Annotated in this window: 15 protein-coding genes; 3 read left to right on the forward strand and 12 right to left on the reverse strand. The window is 43.8% G+C overall.

Features of this window, described 5'->3' with window-relative positions:
- Positions 1–9 precede the first annotated feature (9 nt).
- The 12 genes from tssH to VC28_RS19365 all read right to left on the reverse strand — a co-directional run bounded on the left by tssH (position 10) and on the right by VC28_RS19365 (position 14,670).
- Complete coding sequence (gene tssH, locus VC28_RS18155) at positions 10–2,760, reverse strand: type VI secretion system ATPase TssH (RefSeq protein WP_082191614.1); 2,751 nt, start codon at positions 2,758–2,760, stop codon at positions 10–12.
- 20 nt (positions 2,761–2,780) lie between these two features.
- Positions 2,781–3,710: a hypothetical protein gene (locus VC28_RS18160; RefSeq protein WP_049631885.1), complete on the reverse strand. Its 930-nt coding sequence runs from the start codon at positions 3,708–3,710 to the stop codon at positions 2,781–2,783.
- 38 nt (positions 3,711–3,748) lie between these two features.
- Positions 3,749–4,783 carry a type VI secretion system baseplate subunit TssG gene (gene tssG, locus VC28_RS18165; RefSeq protein ID WP_049631886.1) on the reverse strand — a complete coding sequence of 345 codons (1,035 nt, stop codon included), beginning with the start codon at positions 4,781–4,783 and terminating at the stop codon, positions 3,749–3,751.
- The gene (gene tssF, locus VC28_RS18170; RefSeq protein ID WP_049631887.1) at positions 4,780–6,648 is read right to left on the reverse strand and encodes a type VI secretion system baseplate subunit TssF; all 1,869 of its coding nucleotides are present in this window, start codon (positions 6,646–6,648) and stop codon (positions 4,780–4,782) included. Before tssF ends, tssG begins: the two co-directional genes overlap by 4 nt.
- Complete coding sequence (tssE, locus tag VC28_RS18175) at positions 6,645–7,163, reverse strand: type VI secretion system baseplate subunit TssE (RefSeq protein ID WP_082191615.1); 519 nt, start codon at positions 7,161–7,163, stop codon at positions 6,645–6,647. Before tssE ends, tssF begins: the two co-directional genes overlap by 4 nt.
- Positions 7,164–7,183: 20 nt before the next feature.
- Positions 7,184–7,990: a type VI secretion system accessory protein TagJ gene (locus VC28_RS18180; protein ID WP_049631889.1), complete on the reverse strand. Its 807-nt coding sequence runs from the start codon at positions 7,988–7,990 to the stop codon at positions 7,184–7,186.
- A 112-nt stretch (positions 7,991–8,102) separates the two neighbouring features.
- Positions 8,103–8,600, reverse strand: a complete 498-nt coding sequence (locus tag VC28_RS18185) for an Hcp family type VI secretion system effector (RefSeq protein WP_049631890.1) — start codon at positions 8,598–8,600, stop codon at positions 8,103–8,105.
- Between the two features lie 103 nt (positions 8,601–8,703).
- A complete protein-coding gene (gene tssC, locus VC28_RS18190) occupies positions 8,704–10,197 on the reverse strand; it encodes a type VI secretion system contractile sheath large subunit (RefSeq protein WP_197085564.1) in 1,494 nt (497 codons plus the stop codon).
- Positions 10,198–10,225: 28 nt separating this feature from the next.
- The gene (gene tssB / locus VC28_RS18195; RefSeq protein ID WP_049631891.1) at positions 10,226–10,753 is read right to left on the reverse strand and encodes a type VI secretion system contractile sheath small subunit; all 528 of its coding nucleotides are present in this window, start codon (positions 10,751–10,753) and stop codon (positions 10,226–10,228) included.
- A 35-nt stretch (positions 10,754–10,788) separates the two neighbouring features.
- Positions 10,789–11,802, reverse strand: coding sequence for a type VI secretion system protein TssA (locus VC28_RS18200; protein ID WP_049631892.1), 1,014 nt, complete (start codon positions 11,800–11,802; stop codon positions 10,789–10,791).
- Between the two features lie 45 nt (positions 11,803–11,847).
- A complete protein-coding gene (locus VC28_RS19360) occupies positions 11,848–12,267 on the reverse strand; it encodes a TssQ family T6SS-associated lipoprotein (RefSeq protein ID WP_053094230.1) in 420 nt (139 codons plus the stop codon).
- Positions 12,268–12,282: 15 nt separating this feature from the next.
- Positions 12,283–14,670 carry a serine/threonine-protein kinase gene (locus VC28_RS19365; RefSeq protein WP_053094231.1) on the reverse strand — a complete coding sequence of 796 codons (2,388 nt, stop codon included), beginning with the start codon at positions 14,668–14,670 and terminating at the stop codon, positions 12,283–12,285.
- Positions 14,671–14,953: 283 nt separating this feature from the next.
- On the opposite strand from VC28_RS19365, the gene tagH reads away from it, so the two are divergent.
- From tagH to tssJ, 3 genes are read left to right on the forward strand one after another with little or no spacing between them, the layout of a single operon-like run.
- Positions 14,954–16,291, forward strand: coding sequence for a type VI secretion system-associated FHA domain protein TagH (gene tagH, locus VC28_RS18215; protein WP_049631893.1), 1,338 nt, complete (start codon positions 14,954–14,956; stop codon positions 16,289–16,291).
- Entirely contained in the window at positions 16,288–17,130 is an 843-nt protein-coding gene (locus tag VC28_RS18220; protein ID WP_049631894.1) for a PP2C family protein-serine/threonine phosphatase, read from the forward strand. The genes tagH and VC28_RS18220 overlap by 4 nt, the downstream gene beginning before the upstream one ends.
- Positions 17,131–17,676 (forward strand): type VI secretion system lipoprotein TssJ, encoded by a 546-nt coding sequence (gene tssJ, locus VC28_RS18225; protein WP_049631895.1) that lies wholly within the window; start codon positions 17,131–17,133, stop codon positions 17,674–17,676.
- Positions 17,677–17,678: the final 2 nt, after the last annotated feature.

Below are 17,678 nucleotides of genomic sequence, written 5' to 3' on the forward strand. Positions count from 1 at the left end.
GTGTGTCCTTTACACCATTTCCGGCGTGTTTTCGGTAGCCGTAATTATTGGTTTTGCAATGATCATCTGATCCATTGCTGGAAAAAATTCAAACGCAAATTCATTGGTATCGGTGATTGTATTAACGTACAAATGAATATGAGTGAGTGTGCGGTTTTCACTTAATCGTGCAAGTAGCTCGCGGCTAATTATGGGCAGAAGGTAATGCGTAAGAATGGAATCAATCATTCGCCCGCCGGATTCCAACTCGGTGCAGCGCTGAATAATAAGATCCACTGCGGCCGGGTCGTACGTGAACTGCATTTGATGCTGCTCCAGCGTGCGTTTTTGGATGCGCGCAAGTTGCAGACGCACGATATTAGCAAGCGTTTCATCTGTAAGTGGGTAATACGGAATAACAACTAATCGGCCTAAAAATGCCGGAGGAAAGGCGTTCAACAGCGGAGCACGCAGTGAGTTGGCCAATGCTTCTGGCTCGGGCAATAATTCAGGGGCACGAGTAAGGCTGGTCACTAAATCGGTGCCCACATTGGAGGTCAGCAGTATGACCGTGTTGCGAAAATCAATCGCTCGACCTTCGCCATCTTCCATCCAGCCTTTATCGAATACTTGAAAAAATAATTCGTGCACATCCGGATGCGCTTTTTCAATTTCATCCAACAAAACAACTGAGTAAGGTTTGCGCCGCACTGCTTCGGTAAGTATGCCGCCTTCGCCGTAACCAACATAACCGGGTGGTGCGCCCTTGAGCGTAGAAATACTGTGCGCTTCCTGAAACTCACTCATGTTGATGCTAATTAAATTTTGTTCGCCACCATAAAGTGCTTCTGCTAACGCGAGTGCAGTTTCGGTTTTACCAACACCCGACGGCCCGACCAACATAAATACGCCAACAGGTTTGTTGGGATTATCCAAATTTGCACGTGCGGTCTGTATGCGGCGACTGATTAATTCCAGTGCATGGCGTTGGCCTATGACACGTTGATCCAAGGTATCAACCAGCTGCAGCACATTGTGTAATTCATTACGTACCATGCGGCCAAGTGGAATACCTGTCCAATCAGCCACTACAGCAGCAATTGCCGTTTCATCCACGGCTAGTAGCACCAGAGGGTTTTCCCCCTGTAACTCACTTAGTTTTTGCAGGGTAATCCGATGTTGTTCTTGCAGTGCACTCACTGACAAGGATTGATTGTTATCTGCATTGTTGTGGTGAGCAGAAAATAGTTGCTGGCGCAGATGCAATAATTGTTCAATGTATTTTTTTTCTGCTGTCCAGCGCGCTAGTAATTCTTGCTCTTCCGTTAATGCGTTTGCTAATTCGGCTTGGCATCGTTGCTGTTCGTTGTTGTCCACTAATCCATAAATGGCTTCACGCGCTAGAATTGCGCTTTGCACTTTTAATGCTTGAATGCGCTTTTGGCAATCCTCCAGGGCTGCAGGTGTCGCGTGTTGACTGACAGCAACGCGAGCGCAGGCGGTGTCTAATAAACTAATGGCCTTGTCTGGTAACTGGCGCGCAGGAATATAGCGCTGTGATAATTTCACTGCTGCGCTGATAGCTTCATCCAGTAGCAACACCTTATGATGATTTTCAAGATTAGCGGCAATGCCGCGCACCATGGCAACCGCTTTTCTCTCATCGGGTTCATCAACCTGGATTGCTTGAAACCGACGTGTAAGCGCAGGGTCCTTTTCAATATATTTTTTATATTCGCTCCATGTCGTCGCGCCAATAGTACGCAGGGTTCCGCGCGCGAGCGCTGGCTTTAATAAGTTGGCTGCATCGCCTGTCCCGGCCGTCCCTCCGGCACCCACGAGGGTATGAATCTCATCGATAAATAAAATTATCGGAGTGGGGCTGGTTTGCACTTCATCAATAACCTGACGCAAACGTTGTTCAAATTCGCCTTTCATACTGGCACCAGCTTGCAGTAATCCAATATCAAGCAATAACAAGCGAACATCTTTTAGTTGCGGTGGTACATCTCCCTGGGCTAAGCGCAATGCAAAGCCTTCGGCGACGGCAGTTTTTCCTACGCCAGCTTCACCGGTGAGCAATGGATTGTTTTGACGACGACGCATCAGAATATCGATGATCTGACGAATTTCCTCATCGCGCCCAGTGACGGGGTCTATTTTTCCATCGCGCGCTTGTGCAGTTAAATCAATTGCAAAACGATTAAGTGCTTCTTGTTTACCTAGCGCGCCTGGTGCCATTGCGCCGCTAAATTCACCTGGTGCGCCAATGTTGAGAAGTTGATCGCTGGCGCTGAGATTTTTTTCGGGCGATTCAGCAGTAATTTGTGCAAATTTCTCAGCCAGCTGTTCTGCATCTACTTTGGCAAGTGATGGTGCAATGAGCGAAAGCTTGTGGCGTAGCTCGGGGGTTTTTAATAAGCCCAAGAGTAAACTGCCGGTGCGCACCTGCGGTTGATTAAGCATCAGTGTTGCGTACACCCAAGCGCGCTCAACGGCTATTTCAATGGTGGGGGACAAGTCATTAATGATGTTGGCTCCACGCGGGAGTCGCTCAAGTGCTTGGGTGAGCTCCTGAGCGATATGGCTCGCATCCAACTGATAGTGACGCACAATACGATGCAGGTCACTATCATCCAGTTGCACTAATTGATGAAGCCAGTGGGTTAATTCAACATTGGGATTGCCACGCAATTTGCAGAATACGGTGGCACTTTCAATTGCCTTATAAGCAATGGCGTTTAGTTTGCCAAACAATGCAGTGCGGCTTATTTCACGCATAAAAAATCCTTTTCTATCAATTAACGTTGAGTGACTGGTGTTGCCTGATTTTTCCTAATTTTTTTGTTGGTACTTTTGTTTTTTCTGCCGCCTTGCTGTTCTAGTTTTTGCTGCATGGCGAGTTGTTGGGCTTTGTAAATATCAGTTGGTATACGCGCACCTGTGAAGTAGTGTCCACGGCTATCTAGCTCATCAGCGATAGGCGTGGATGTTGTGGGTGATAACGTCCACAACGGGCTATCGACATTTTTGCTGAGCTTGTAAGAAACGGGTAATTCATTTTCCTGCGTGCGCGTAATGCCGTTCCGATCTAGATTATAAAGTAGGATCTCGTAAGCAATAATAGTGTTATTGGTATCCCAGCTTGAAGGCACCAGACGCGCATAATTTAATACCGGTGAGTTAGGCAGGCGGCCCAGTACACGTTCCCCTAAATGAGCATCGGCAAAAACCGCATAATGTTGAGTGGTGTAGCGGTTGCGCCCCATGTCAAATACATGAATAAACCGATAGCGTTGATAGTCAGTGGCTGAAAATAATCCTTCACCTTGGCCAGAGAATACTATGTATTTTGTTTGGGGGATGGCGATTTCAAGCAGGCGAATTGTGTCGGGATTTAATTGAGGGAAATTTCCCCACTGGGATTGGATAGCAGAGTATTTTTTGCGGCGATATTCCACCTGCGCGCTTTCGTAAGATTCGCGTAAATACACTGGTGAATCTTTAGCGTGAGGCTCATGACGTAAAACGCCATTTTCTGCATAGGTGTCCACTCTGTCTGTTATCAGGCTGGTTGCGCTCCGCTCCATTTTCCAAATTCCATCAAACGCCTGTAACAGATATGGATCTGGTGTAGTTATTTGCGCATGTGCACTTGTGCCGAAAAATAGTATTGTCGCAATAAAAAATAGCTTTCTCACTAAGAGTGCTTGTAATTCTATATGGCTCATAAAATGTATCTTCTATTAAGGTTAATAATGGGTATGGATTAACAAACGGATTCGGGATGAAAAATGACACTGGCAGTGTGATTTGTGGTGCTTTGGTTTTCGTTTCTATTTCCAAGCCAGGAGTTCCAACCCAGATATTTTTCTTTTCCCAGCGATAAACCAATATTTTTAATTGATTTATTCAGTATCAGACAAAGATCCCATGTGAATTCAACTCCGGCATAACTGCGTACCCAATCGCGCAGCTGAGTAAATTTTGCGGTATTAGGTAAAAATTGGTTATATTCATCGAGCGTAAGTGGCCCAAGCTGAATTTGAAAGTGTTGCTGTCTGGTCATTACTTTGCGACCTAATATCGCATCAAAACCCAGTTGGGTTCCCTTTATGTTACCCAGACGAGTCTGTTCGTCTGTCGGCAGTGGTAGCCAGTGCGCGACAAATTCCTGAATGTGTACAGGTACTTTAAAAAAGCCGGAGAGAATGCTTTTTAATCCATTGGCATTACGCGATTGACGCAACAAGTGGCCAGCATTGTGCCATCGGGCATGAGTGGGAATTGCATCAGTTTGGTGTAAAGAAGAAAGCCCGGATGCGCAAAGACTGGCGATATATCGAGTAAAATTTTCTTCACATTTATCCAAACTTGCACATGAATTTGCATCAGCCCAAGCACGATAAAACAACATAATCAATCTGTTGTGAAAAATATCGATAAAGTCACTGAGCGCATAATCGTTGTGATGTGCCATTCGCTCTTTTACATATTCAGTAAACACCAGTGGCATTGCACCATTAGGGCCAAATAAACCAAAACTGTGAATAGCTAATTTAGGTTTTCTGCTACCCGAATATTGATAGAGCTTGGCAATGCTTGCGCTGGCAAAAATAGACGATGGCTCTTGGCCGAATTGCAGTTTTTCATCGCGATATTTATTGGCATAACCCCATTTTATGGCGTTACTACCGACTTCCAATCTGCGCATAAGTGCAAATAAATCTATCGCATAGGGTTTACTTGCTATCGCTTGCAGCATTTCATCCAGAATGGATGGTGGTGTTACCTGAATGTTCACAGGCAACCTCGCTCGCCAAAGCGCGCTGGCCACTGTGCAATTAATCCTCGTTGGGAGCTGATTAGTTGCATTTCGGTGAAAGAATTAATACTGGCGTGATGAGCCAGATAACGCTCCAGAACTGCACCAAACGCGTAAGGGCTCGCGCCAGCAAAAGGAATTTCATCCACCTCAATTTTTATTGCAGTTCCCCGGCCAAACACCAACGGACCTTTTCCTGGCATGCGGCGTGTAATAGGGTTGAGATTACATTGGATCAGTGCTTGGCTGTAACGCCCTAACGTTGCGTCGCCCAATGCGGTATATAAGCCTAAAAGTTCACGCAATGTTTTTGCACTTTGTTCCGGGTTTGGTTGCGCGAGGCTTTGATAAGACAGATGAAGGTGGCTGATAAAACGCCAATGCATTTGGCCTTCATCGATTGCTGCAACCGGACGAGTAGGGCCGCTCATAATGCGTATGCCGTCTATAGGCAATGAAGACACTGAGCGTAAATCCTGATTGGACCCGGTTGGGATAAGCAGCGGTAAATCGCGATTGGTGGCTAATAGGTCTATCCCCAATTGACGAAGTTGGAAATCGTAAGGTGCATCGTTTTGATCAACCAGTGAAACAAAGACTTCCGATCCTTGATAGGTTGAGCGCGCACCATTTTGTACAATATTTTCGGATGCTATACGCGGTTCGCGACGAATAGAAAAATAAGCACCGTGATTATTGCGATCATCGGCATGGGTGGCATAGAAAGGGCGAAATTGGCGCTGAATGCGATGATCCCGATCAAATCCATCTGCCGCACTTACACTGTAAACTTCATAATCCAGTGGTCGCTCTCTATCTGGAACTACATGAAATTCGTTGCGATTATCTCCCAGTGGAACACGGTCAGCTCGCATGGATATCAAATTAATCGCAGGTGTACAAAACAGTGAAAATTGATTTTCATCAACTTTCTTTTCCAGATCTGATGTTGCTTGGTCGAGTAGTATCGCTACCTCAAATGTGCGGCATTTTTTATTGTTAGCAAGAAAGCGCTTGATATGGTTTAGTGAAAAAAAATGAAACCGGCCAGGTAATGCGAAATATTCATGCAAAAGTCTATACCCTTGAAAGCTTTGGCTTTCGTAGGGGAGAAGTGCTTCTTGTTCGGTAAAGCCAATTGGGGTAATTCCATTAGGCTCAAAACACCAGTTAGCATTTTCAATATCTGTTGCCCGCAGTGCTATGCCTATATTGTGCCCCATGATGACTTCATATAAGCGCGAGGCTAGCTGCAAATCTCCACATAAATGAATGGGAATAGAGTCATTGTTAGATTCATCAAGTTCCAACGGAATACTCAATGTAAAGCGCAGATGCAAGCAAGAGATGGCGGCTTTCTTTTCGCGCGCATGAAAATATTTTAACTCACTGCTGGCGGGCGAAAAGCCGACTCCGTTGAGCTTGAGTGGCAGCAGTTCTACTTCATGTGCGGTACGAAACTCACAATAGCTTGCGCCGGGGATTTGGTTGGATCTCAAGCGTGAGCCTTTCGGCGCAAGATAAGAGCTGCGTTGATTGCGTACTAGTTCCCCTGGCTCAAAACGGACAATGCACATCGAGGGAGTGGGTGCCAAGTAATTGGGATAAGTCACCTCAATAAGACGCTGAATAAAGCGAGGAAACTCTGCATCCATTTTTAACTTGATGCGTGCGGTTAAAAAACTAAAACCTTCCAGTAATCGCTCAACATAGGGATCGGCCACTTCTGACCCATTGAGTGTAAGGCGCGCTGCAATTTTGGGGTAATGCTCGGCAAATTCCGCGCCGGCTTCGCGCAAATATGTTAATTCACTGTTGTAGTATTCCAGCATCTTCTCGATCATGGCGTTTTATCCATAAGATCGGTTAGCTGTACTAAACCGATTTCCAAATCGATATGACTACGTAATATAAATTCCAATGGGTAAGGGTCTGCCCACAGATGACCTTTTATTTCCAGTGATAATTGATTGCGTGCTGCATAACCCTCATCGATTGGAAGAGCATTGACTTGTAAGCTCGTTGGTACTATGCGTGGTTCATAATGCAAAAGCGTTTGAGTGATAGATCTGGCAATAATAGACCGATCATCATCCACTAAATATTGCCCCGATAATGCAGGCACCCCGAAATTCAGCACTGAACTTTTGACTAAAGGTAAATGAGCAAATTCTATTGCTGAATCGATATTGGTCGAATTTAAGAGCCAGCTGATATCCCGTAGCACACTCGCACGATAGTCACGTTTACTCATGCCCGTTACACTGATGGCTTCACGTTTTTGCTGTGGCTGTTCATCGGTGAGGCGATCGAGCAAGCTAGGCGTTAGTCGATTACTCCGCGCCATGCGGATTGTCATAGAGGCATGTTGCGACACAGTTATTGGCTCACTGCTTGGGTAATCGTTCTAACGGAGAGAAGTGGATACTCAATCTGGTCTGTTATTAACATTTTTTGCCCCACACCAGACCAGCAATGTTCACTGAGTGCTTGCCATTGCGTCAGGTTGGCAAGGCTCAGCTGATCGTTATCATGCTGATAACTGCCAACATAACGGCTTGGCAAAAATCCGAAATGACGGGAAAAATCAGTCAAGGTGATTGTGGCGGGAATCCATACTAAATCGCGTAAGTCTTGTGGGTGATCAATATTCATTTGCTGTATTTGGTTAAAAGGCAGCCAGTAATAGTTACCGTTAATAAATACTTCGCAAACGGGGCCAAGCCGTGAATCTCCATCGGCCAACCACTCTACTTCATTCTCATTGATAGAAAAGGTTAGCGCTGGCGCATCGGCATAAGCTTGTTGCTGGAATTTTTCGCTTGCATCGATTTGTTGGTGGCTGCGGGCGATCAATGCTTCTGCCAATAAAATCTGCCAATCATCGGGCGTAGTAAAAAATTGCGGCTCTACCTTCCCCTGGAAAACATGTTCGCGCTGTATTTCTGCTTGAATCAGTGCGCGATAGGTTTGTGCCATCGCCACTGCTTTTTTATCTAGTTGGGCAGCAGTTTGTAACTGCTGCAGTGCTTTTTGCCATTCACCGGTAACCATCAGTAGCTGTGCTATATGAATACGATATTCGCAACGTCCAGGATTTTTTCGGATGAGCGATTGGAGATCTTGAATCTGGATATTGAGTGGAGTGCCATAGCTATGAATTTGATGTGCGGTAGCTGCTTGCATTGCATATCCCTGTTTTTTAAACATGACTTCTGAGTGCTTAGTTTATGGTTGATCAGTTGTTTCCTGTTTTGAATTGGATCAGTTGCCTGAGTGCAGGCAACTGATAGGAAAATTAAGCAGCTTTGTTCTGCTTAACATCCCATGCGCCAGTAACGGCGGCACCCATAGAGCCATTAGCATTTTGTTCTTTTACTTCCACCTTAATTTTGGAGTAAGAGATGCCAACTTCTTCCATTACGCGCGGACTGCTTGCATCACCAGTTGGGCGTACATGAGTAATAAGAACGTCATTCAACACAACTTTCATATACTCTTGTTGGCCATCTCCTACTTTGCAGCAAGACAATTCAACGCTCGGGATGTGTTTACCGCTAGCGCAATACTTCATCAGATTTGGAGTTGATTTATCAATGTAGTGGGTAAATACCAATTCACTAAAGTGGGCTTTACCAACACCGCCTCCACCGCCTGTATTGGTAGAGGATGATTGGCTAACGGAATAACCCCAATTAAGCACGTCAATTTGCCCTTTATGGCTTGAGTCTTTTGATTCGCCAGCAATGCCGTCAATTTTGATGAAAAAATCCTGCAGAGATTCATGTGCAGACATAGTGTGTCTTCCTTAGTTAATACAACATCAAAAAATAAATATCACCCTCATGGTGATATTCGCTTTATTAAAAGTCTGGCTTCGAACGCCAGATTTTTAATATTTACTGGCCACCTGTTTTTATAGATGGCAATTTAGAGACCAAACGTAATGAAACGGTGAGCCCTTCTAGTTGGTAATGAGGGCGTAAGAAAAATTTAGAGGTGTAGTGCCCTGGGTTTCCTTCCACTTCCTCAACATATACTTCTGCAGCTGCAAGGGGTTTTAATGCTTTGGTTTGCTGTGACGAGTTGGCAGGATCACCATCGACATAATTCATGATCCAATCATTCAACCAGCGCTCCATTTCTTCCCGTTCTTTAAACGAGCCAATTTTGTCGCGCACTATGCACTTCAAGTAATGAGCAAAACGGCAACATGCAAACAGATAAGGCAAGCGAGCGGCGAGATTGGCATTCGCTGTTGCATCAGGATCAAAAAAATCCCCGGGTTTCTGCAGTGACTGTGCACCGATAAAGGCTGCAATGTCAGTATTTTTGCGATGAATTAATGGCATGAATCCATTTTTAGCGAGCTCCGCTTCGCGGCGGTCAGAAATGGCAATCTCTGTTGGGCATTTCATATCAATGCCTCCGTCATCTGTTGGAAAAGTATGGGTAGGTAAATTGGGAACCGCACCACCTGATTCGACTCCGCGAATGGAGGTGCACCAACCATACTGTTTGAAAGAGTTATTGATATTGACCGCCATTGCATAGGCGGAGTTGGCCCAGCAATAGCGTGAGTGGTCAGCACCCTCAATACTTTCTTCAAAATTAAAATCGTCCACCGGATTGGTTTTTATTCCATAAGGTGTGCGTGCCAAAAAGCGTGGCATGGTTAACCCTAAATAGCGGGCATCATCTGAATCACGTAGGCTGCGCCATGCAGCGTATTCTGTGTTTTCAAAAATTTTGGTGAGGTCGCGTGGATTTGCCAGTTCTTGCCAAGATTCCATTTGCATTACGGCAGGGTCAGCAGCAGAAATAAACGGACAGTGAGCCGCGGCAGAGATTTTTGCCATCTCGCCTAGTAACTCTACATCCGGTGGTGAATGGTCAAACGTGTAATCGCCGACGACACAACCATAGGGTGATCCTCCCAGTTGATCATATTCCTGCTCGTATATTTTCTTAAAGATTGGACTTTGATCCCAGCCTACACCTTTATGCCGGCGCAGGGTTCTGTGCAGTTCTTGTTTGGTGATTGGCATAAAACGGATTTTTAACATTTCATCCGTTTCTGTATTGTTCACCAAATAGTGTAGTCCCCGCCAGGCGCTTTCCAGTTTGAGAAAATCCGGATGATGAATAATGGCATTGATTTGTTCGGATAATCGCGTATCTATTTCTGCAATAATAGACTCAATTGATTTGTACGCATCGTTGGTAACCGTTACTGATAGCGACAACGCTTGCTGGGCAAGTGTTTGTACAGCAAATTGCACTGCGGATTTTGCTTCGTCAGTTTTAGGTTTAAATTCTTTCTGCAGCAGGCTGGAAAAGTCATTGAACTGGTGACTTTTTTCATAGCTTCTGGTGATTTCGCTCATCTCCATAGAGAATGCTCCTTTAATAATTGCCTGATTACATTGCGTCGGCAGTTTCTTTGGTTTCAGTTGTTTCGCTGGGCAATGCCAGGCTCTTCAGAAGGGTTGGGTCTTGTAGCACTTTGCTGATGAGATCTTCCGCGCCTGTTTTTCCATCCATGTAAGTCAATAGATTGTTGAGTTGAGTGCGCGCTTCTAATAATTTAGAAAGTACATCGACGTTTTTAGCAATAGCGGAAGGGGAAAAGTCTTCCATGCTATTGAAAGTTAAGTCGATAGATAATTCGCCTTCGCCTGTCAACGTGTTTGCCACCGAAAAAGCAGCTCTAGGTTTTAAAGCTTTCATGCGATCATCAAAATTGCTTACATCAATCTCTAAAAACTTTCTATCAGCTACGGAAGGCATTTCTTCTTTTTGTTTTCCTGCCAAATCGGACATAACTCCCATAATGAATGGGATTTGGATTTTTTTTTCAGAGCCGTAAATTTCCACATCGTATTCAATTTGAACGCGAGGTGCGCGATTTCGTGCAATAAACTTCTGACTGCTTTGACTGTTACTCATAGTTGCTCCCCTGCACATAACGCAGACGTTGTTGATTAAAATTGTGGGCCGGTAATATGCTCAGCTTGGGCGACCGCATCGGGTGCTAACTGGCTTAAAATAGTATAGAAGTCTTGGCCAATCATGTTTCGTGCGCGGTTGATAAGCATTGGCGCAGGGTTGGCAGGGTCGTTGCGTTTTAGAAATTCGCATACTATGTCTAGTGCATTAATAGCATCATCGCGCGTCTGGATAAACGTTGGAGTTATTTGCGTTTTGCTATAGATATGAGACGTACTGGCTTCAGTAAAATCACCTGTCCCATCAATTTCTGCAATTTGCTTTTCGCCTGTCATAACACTGATATTGGTAAGCATAGATTTTAATTGGCTAAAATCTGGCTTTTGTTCGCTGGCTAAATATTGGGATAGTAATTTTTCCAATTCAGAAATTTTACTTAATAGTCTGGATATTACAAAAATTTCACTTTCGGGTGACAGTGCGTCATCGCGACAAATTTGTAGTAATTGGTCTCTTGAAAATTCCTCGTTTTCTGATCTTCCGCTTAGTATTTTCTCCATTCTATTTATCGATAATTTTATTGTGCTTCCTAGTCTTATATCAGTATGGCGAAGATCTCCAACCAAACCCGTCATGGAGTTTAATTCAGCAATAGCATTGGATCTTGGAAGGAAGTCTGTTTCGCCATCGAAAACAATAGCCGGAAATGCATAGCGCCAACAATTCGCTGTCAGCAAATAAATAGTTTCTATTCCCTTTAAGGTTCCGCGAATCCCATGCTTATGAGTAAGCGCACGCGTAATAATGCAACAAAGTCGATAATCTTTGCTCTTATCTAAAAGCTCATAGGCTTTACTAAGGGCGCGCGACCAGTCAATAGGTGCTGCTGGAATAATGGTGTTGCCATATTGCTGATCCATTTTAATAGCGATCATATTTTCCAGTTCAATGAATTCCGGGTCGTAATCTATCTCTATTCCCTGTTCTGCATTATTGAGTAGCTTGCTTTCCATTGTGTCATATGAAAAATCGATACTGTCATAGTCCATTGCCGACTCCTGATGGTGATCAGTGAAGTAGATGTCTAAATAGAGTTACTGTTTTCCTAGACCGCTCTGTGCAACTATGAATTCAGGGCCCCATAATGGATGCGTGCTTTCTGCAGGCGTTAATTCAAATTCTGGGTTTAACTGCAGCGCTTTGTAAAAAGAGTGACGGCACAGCGTGATTCGCTCGGTAACACAATAGATAAAAGCAAGATATTTTAGTGATTCGACTTGCTCTGACTTGTCGCCTTGCCAAATGGCGCTATCGAGTAAATTTGTCTCTGCAATGCCATATTCCCCGTTTTGGAAATTGTTTTTTCCTATTTCCAGTTTTATTTGAGCGGGTGATGCTTGGGTGGGTTTTGTTTGGGTTGTGCTGCATCCTGTAAAAACACAGAAGGAAAGTGTGATTACCACCGCCAGTGAAAATTTTCTGTATAAGAAAATTAAAAAAATTGTATTTGACATAAAGGTTATCTCACATTATTTGAATTGATGCTCGATGGGCATGTTAAGTGGATCGTTTGCACTGATGACGATTGTCTTGGGCGCATAATTGGGGTGGCGAATCTCAATGCTGTGATTGCCCGGTTTCAGCGCTAATTGATGTAGTGGCGGTGTAACTCCTACCATTTTTCCGTCAATGTAAATTTCACCCCAAGGTAAAACTTTAATATTAAGTGTGCGCTCATGTGTGATAGCAGTGGCCGTAGATGGTAAATGTGATGTCTCTGGTGTGATGGTGTGTTCATTTGCTTTTGATGGTTGATTTTTGCCTGCGGGTATTTGATTCGCAGGTGTGTCTGTTGCCTGGCTATTGTCTGCGGATTCAGGTGCAGAAAAGTTATGATAAATTGCTGGGTTTTCACCTTCACTAATAGTAACGGTGCGGATGTGTGCTGGCAGCCCTGGGTTGCGTAGTTCAACGCGATAAGTCCCTGGCGCTAGTGATAATTCTTGTACAGGCGGGCTAACGCCATAACGTTGATTATCCACCCACACTTCTCCCCATGGAAGTAGCGTGAGTTTTGCTGTTCCCAGTATGATTTTCTTGTCAGTCAATTTCTTCAATTGATCTTGCTGTATAGCGTTATTGCGCTGATTATTTTTTGGTGATTCGGAATTAATAGCGTTACTGGTTTTATTGTCGGATTCGATAGTGATAGATGAGCGCATTGAGATGTCTTGCGCTTTGGATTCAATTGATTCGTCCGTTATAACAGTTTGTTGCGCCGGTGTTAATTGAGCTGCTTGAGCGCTTATGTTATCGGCGTTATCAAAATCATTGAGTGTTAAATGGGTTGTTGGTTGAGAAAGTGAATATTCATCGGGAATATATACATCTATTTGACTGTCCGTGCTTGCGGTGGGTGTTGCTATGGTAGTGTTTTGTGCAGCTGCAATACTGGACGAAGGCAGCTGGCTCTCGCTCAACTCGTAGCTTTTAATGTCGCTTTTATTCAGTAGATAAACAGTTCCCGCAAACAGTGCCAGAAAGGTGCCGCAGCCAATAATTAAAGGAAGTGTCATTAACTTATGAGCTGACGATATTTTCTTTGCTGTTTTTTTCGCAGCAGGATTACTCTGTAACTGAGTTTGTGGTGTTACTTTGGTGCTTTTTGAAGTTGCGTTGCCTGGCTTTTGAATAGGCTTCTTTTCAAGCAGTTCTTTTACGTCACCGAAACTATTAATGGATTTTTCCCTGACTTCAGGAGAGTTAAGTAAAACATTCTCATCTGATTGTATTTTTATCGGCATCGATAAAGGGGCTTGTTGACGCTGATTTTTACAGGATAAGGTATTTAGCAGCTTCTCTTTAAACTGATTGATCTCGTCTTCAGTCAATATTTGGGTTATTTCATCATCGTCATTATTTTTTTCTGTCAAACCGGTTTTATTTGATTGCCATGCAAGTGGCGCATTCTGTGTATTGAATGAATCTAATTTTAAATTTTCGCGAAATTCAGAGATGGTTTGGAATCTATCTATGGGGCGCAATTGCAGCGCTTGATTAATCGCAGTAAGAAACTCCTCGCTAAATTGCGGATGGTCTTGCTGTGTTAGAGGTTTTAGTGTGTCGCGCATCATACGCGATACTGAAGCGCTGGGTGCGGCACCAGTAATTGCAAAATACAGGACTGCACCTAACGCATAAATATCTGTCCAAGGGCCTTGATCCTCGGCGGTATCTTCTGTGTATTGTTCAATAGGGGCATAACCAGGTTTTACCACCACTGTCAGTGCGCTTTGCATGCCAGCAATAACACGCCGTGCGGAGCCTAAATCCAGTAATACGGGTCGATTATTATCTTGAATGACAATGTTGTCAGGTGCGATGTCGCGATGATAGATATTGTTTTTATGAAGAAGTTCTACTGCATTCAAAATAGGGGACAGGATTTTTTTAAGCCAGTTTTCGGTACATTGGCTTTTGTTTTTTCGCAAAAAACTGCGAAGCGTTTGCCCGGAATAGTGAGGCATGACCATATAGGCGGTGTTATTTTCTTCCCAGAATCGCAGAATTTCAACCAGAGCTGGATGTTTGAATTGCGCAAGAAGTCGCGCTTCGTCAATAAATCCCTGCATCCCTGCATCGAATGCTTTCTTGTGGCGTGTAGAGCGTACATTAATATTTGATGACGCCAAACGATTGGCAATAGAAGAAGGCATGTATTCTTTGATAGCTACATTGCGATTTAGAAGAGTATCTTCCGCGGCATAAACAATACCAAAACCACCTTCACCAATGACCCCTGTGATTCGATATTCTTTTAGTTTTTTTCCAATGGAAAGCGCTGATACGTGTGTAACCGATGTTTCAATGTGGTTTTTTTGTGAAGTGGATATTGGGGTAATAACGTTAGCGTCCATGCGTCATCCGCTTGAGTAAATGTGATCTAACTATAAATTTAAATGCTAAACACAACACAAAAATAAATTTTAAGGCGTGTTTTTAATGAGTAATTTGTGAGGGGTGATTCTATTTATAATTCATATGTATCTTTGTGATCAAAATCTCCATTTGCGAATTGTTATGTAAAAAAATATCGCTATCATGGCGCTGTAGTAATCGCGATATTGTTAGTGTTGATGACTTTAAGTCGTTTCGTCTAATTATTTTTTTGCTCCTTCTTCTATATGGACATAGGAACTCATGTCTTTCTCTCAACAATTAAAATTAGCTGTTGTTAGCCATAGCAATCAGCCTACTGAAGTTAATAAACACAGCTATCAGTTTTCTGCCAATGAGAATATAACCATAGGCAGAAGCAGTAATAATCATTTAACGCTGATTGATCCATTGCGTATTATTTCTCGAGTTCAGGCGCGAGTATTATTAAAAGATAATGCATCTGCTTGGGTAACTAATGTCAGTTCATCTACCAGTATTTTTATTAATGAGAGCGAAATAAAGCCAGGGGATAGTGGTGCTTTCTTATGTGAAGACTTCCTGCTAATAGGTGATTATGTATTGAAGTTAAGTCAATGTGACTTGATTGAGAATAGTGCAGTAGGTAATTTCCCGACGGATACCGGTTCTCCCGGATCGGGTGTATTTATTCCGAAAGAAATGGATTTCTTCTTGTCAGATAGTCAAATTGAAAATAATTATTTTGACGTAAATAATCTTGCCGAAGTCGATATTTCATCGCCAGAGAAGGCTGCATGTGAAAGTGTAATGCTTGAGCGTTTGTTGGCCGGCGGTGATGCTGATTCAGGATTATCCTCCGACATGCTGGGGCAGGTTCAGCACGATTATCTTCCTGAAATAAACTCTTTATTTATTCCTCCGCGTGCAACTAACTTACAAAAAAATAATTCCACCGGAGAAGATGCACTCGCCGTTGCGGCGGACTCGCTAACAGACGATTTTAGAAAAAATGATGATATTGCACTTGAGTGCAGGCAGGCATTTTCTCGTGCGCTGGGAATTGATTTGCAAAAGTTGCCTGCTTTTACGCCGGCCTTGTGCGAGCGACTGGGCAGTATTTTATTATTGCTGACGGCAGGTACCGTCAACATGGTTCATGAACGCGCAAAAATAAAACATGAAATGCGTGCTGATGTAACCATTATTGCGGCATCAGGCAATAATCCACTGAAGTTTGCCCCTGATGCACAGTCTGCAATTGCACATTTACTTGCTGACACCATGCCTGGATTTATGTGTGCAAAAGACGCTATTAACGATGTGTTTGACGATTTGCTGGCGCATCAAATCGGGTTGCTATCGGGTGCACGGGAATCTGTTTACGATGCAGTAAGAAATTTCAGTCCGGAGCGAATACAAAAATATATCGCCACTAAAAATATTGTTGATGCACTGGTTCCCATGTCGAAAAAAGCCAAGCTGTGGGAGTTATATGAAGTGCATTATGCCGAAGTCGCTGGGTATGCGCGCGAAGAGTTTGAGTTGCGTTTTCAGCAGGCCTTTGCTCAAGCATATGAGCTTGCAATAGATAGAATGTGTGAGGCTAGGGAGGTTGCATGAGTAGCTATTGTGCGCTCTCAGGTATGGTGGTTGAGTTTGCCACTCTTTCGCGCCAAGGGGCTCGTGACTACAACGAAGATGCTTGCGGTTATTGGACATCCGATAATGGAGCATGTTTTGTAATGGCTGACGGTGCGGGTGGTCATGGTGGTGGCGATGTCGCATCAGAAACGGCGGTAAAAACGTTTTTGCTGGGTTTTTCAGCGCACCCCACAATTGAAAAAAAATTTGTAGACCAGCTGCTGCATCAGGCGGACTCCGCTATTCGTTATGGACAGACGTTAGCGACGCAGTTAAAGAAAATGAGCACAACGGTAGCTTGCTTGCTACTAAATGATAACGCCAGTCTTGCGCAGTGGATTCATTTGGGCGACACACGCATTTATCTGATCCGTCGTCGGCAGTGTCAATTGCTGACCAGAGATCATAGTTTATTGCAGCGGCTACTGGACAATAAAACGCTTGATGAGAATGCGGCTCACGCCAGTGTTGCTCGCAATATTCTTTACGCTGCGCTGGGAACTGGCGAAGAGATGTATTACGAGTCTCTTACGTCGCCTTTTTCATTGCAAGAGGGAGATGCATTTCTATTGTGCTCTGATGGATTTTGGGAGGCGGTTGATCAGGATGCGATGGTGTCGGCCTTGGGTATAGCAGGGTCGGCGGAGGAATGGTTAATCCGCATGGAGCAGATTATTGTTGAAAAGAAATCTGTAACTCAAGATAACTATAGTGCAGTTGCTGTTTGGGTTGGCGGTCCTAATGATATTACCGTAAACCTTGGTGCATCGGGTGTTTCTGATTTACTAGGGGCGCACCGTGCTGGAGGCGAACAGTAAATGATGCTATTCGGGGTTGGCTCGTTAAAAATATTCATACGTTTTACGAAATATGTATTGGTTATTTCACTGATCATTTTTTTTCTAACGTCCTGTGTTACGTCTACAGATTCCAAAAAGACAGTGTTGCTAACCTTTATCGTCGCACAGGATTTAAATCCTGATGTTAATCAGCGGCCTTCACCTGTAGCAATCACTTTTTATCAATTAAGTAATAGCTCTTCATTCCGCAAGGCGGACTATTTATCGCTCGCAGAGAATAGTAATGCTGTCTTAGGGCGAGATTTATTGGCAGTCAATACATTGATATTGCAGCCGGGACAAACCTTGACAGTAAATTACCCTGTAAGTGAACACGAGGCTGCATTTGGATTGTTGGCTGGGTATCGAGTGATCGATACAAGTGGTTGGCAGTTGGTCTATGAGTATCCACGTGATAAGACTGGATTTTGGTCCAGCTTTAATAGAAATGGGATATTTGATCAAAAAATCCTGGTTGGAAAAAATCGAATTCAATTTGACTCTTCGTCTAATGGAAGTCAGTAGGA

Source organism: Cellvibrio sp. pealriver (assembly GCF_001183545.1).
GTDB lineage: Bacteria > Pseudomonadota > Gammaproteobacteria > Pseudomonadales > Cellvibrionaceae > Cellvibrio.

Excerpts from the sequence above, each read along its gene's own strand:
- tssH (WP_082191614.1), bottom strand. The coding sequence starts at position 2,760 with ATGCGTGAAATAAGCCGCACTGCATTGTTTGGCAAACTAAACGCCATT.
- VC28_RS18160 (WP_049631885.1), bottom strand. The coding sequence starts at position 3,710 with ATGAGCCATATAGAATTACAAGCACTCTTAGTGAGAAAGCTATTTTTT.
- tssF (WP_049631887.1), bottom strand. The coding sequence starts at position 6,648 with ATGATCGAGAAGATGCTGGAATACTACAACAGTGAATTAACATATTTG.
- tssE (WP_082191615.1), bottom strand. The coding sequence starts at position 7,163 with ATGACAATCCGCATGGCGCGGAGTAATCGACTAACGCCTAGCTTGCTC.
- VC28_RS18180 (WP_049631889.1), bottom strand. The coding sequence starts at position 7,990 with ATGCAAGCAGCTACCGCACATCAAATTCATAGCTATGGCACTCCACTC.
- VC28_RS18185 (WP_049631890.1), bottom strand. The coding sequence starts at position 8,600 with ATGTCTGCACATGAATCTCTGCAGGATTTTTTCATCAAAATTGACGGC.
- tssC (WP_197085564.1), bottom strand. The coding sequence starts at position 10,197 with ATGGAGATGAGCGAAATCACCAGAAGCTATGAAAAAAGTCACCAGTTC.
- tssB (WP_049631891.1), bottom strand. The coding sequence starts at position 10,753 with ATGAGTAACAGTCAAAGCAGTCAGAAGTTTATTGCACGAAATCGCGCA.
- VC28_RS18200 (WP_049631892.1), bottom strand. The coding sequence starts at position 11,802 with ATGGACTATGACAGTATCGATTTTTCATATGACACAATGGAAAGCAAG.
- VC28_RS19360 (WP_053094230.1), bottom strand. The coding sequence starts at position 12,267 with ATGTCAAATACAATTTTTTTAATTTTCTTATACAGAAAATTTTCACTG.
- VC28_RS19365 (WP_053094231.1), bottom strand. The coding sequence starts at position 14,670 with ATGGACGCTAACGTTATTACCCCAATATCCACTTCACAAAAAAACCAC.
- tagH (WP_049631893.1), top strand. The coding sequence starts at position 14,954 with ATGTCTTTCTCTCAACAATTAAAATTAGCTGTTGTTAGCCATAGCAAT.
- VC28_RS18220 (WP_049631894.1), top strand. The coding sequence starts at position 16,288 with ATGAGTAGCTATTGTGCGCTCTCAGGTATGGTGGTTGAGTTTGCCACT.
- tssJ (WP_049631895.1), top strand. The coding sequence starts at position 17,131 with ATGATGCTATTCGGGGTTGGCTCGTTAAAAATATTCATACGTTTTACG.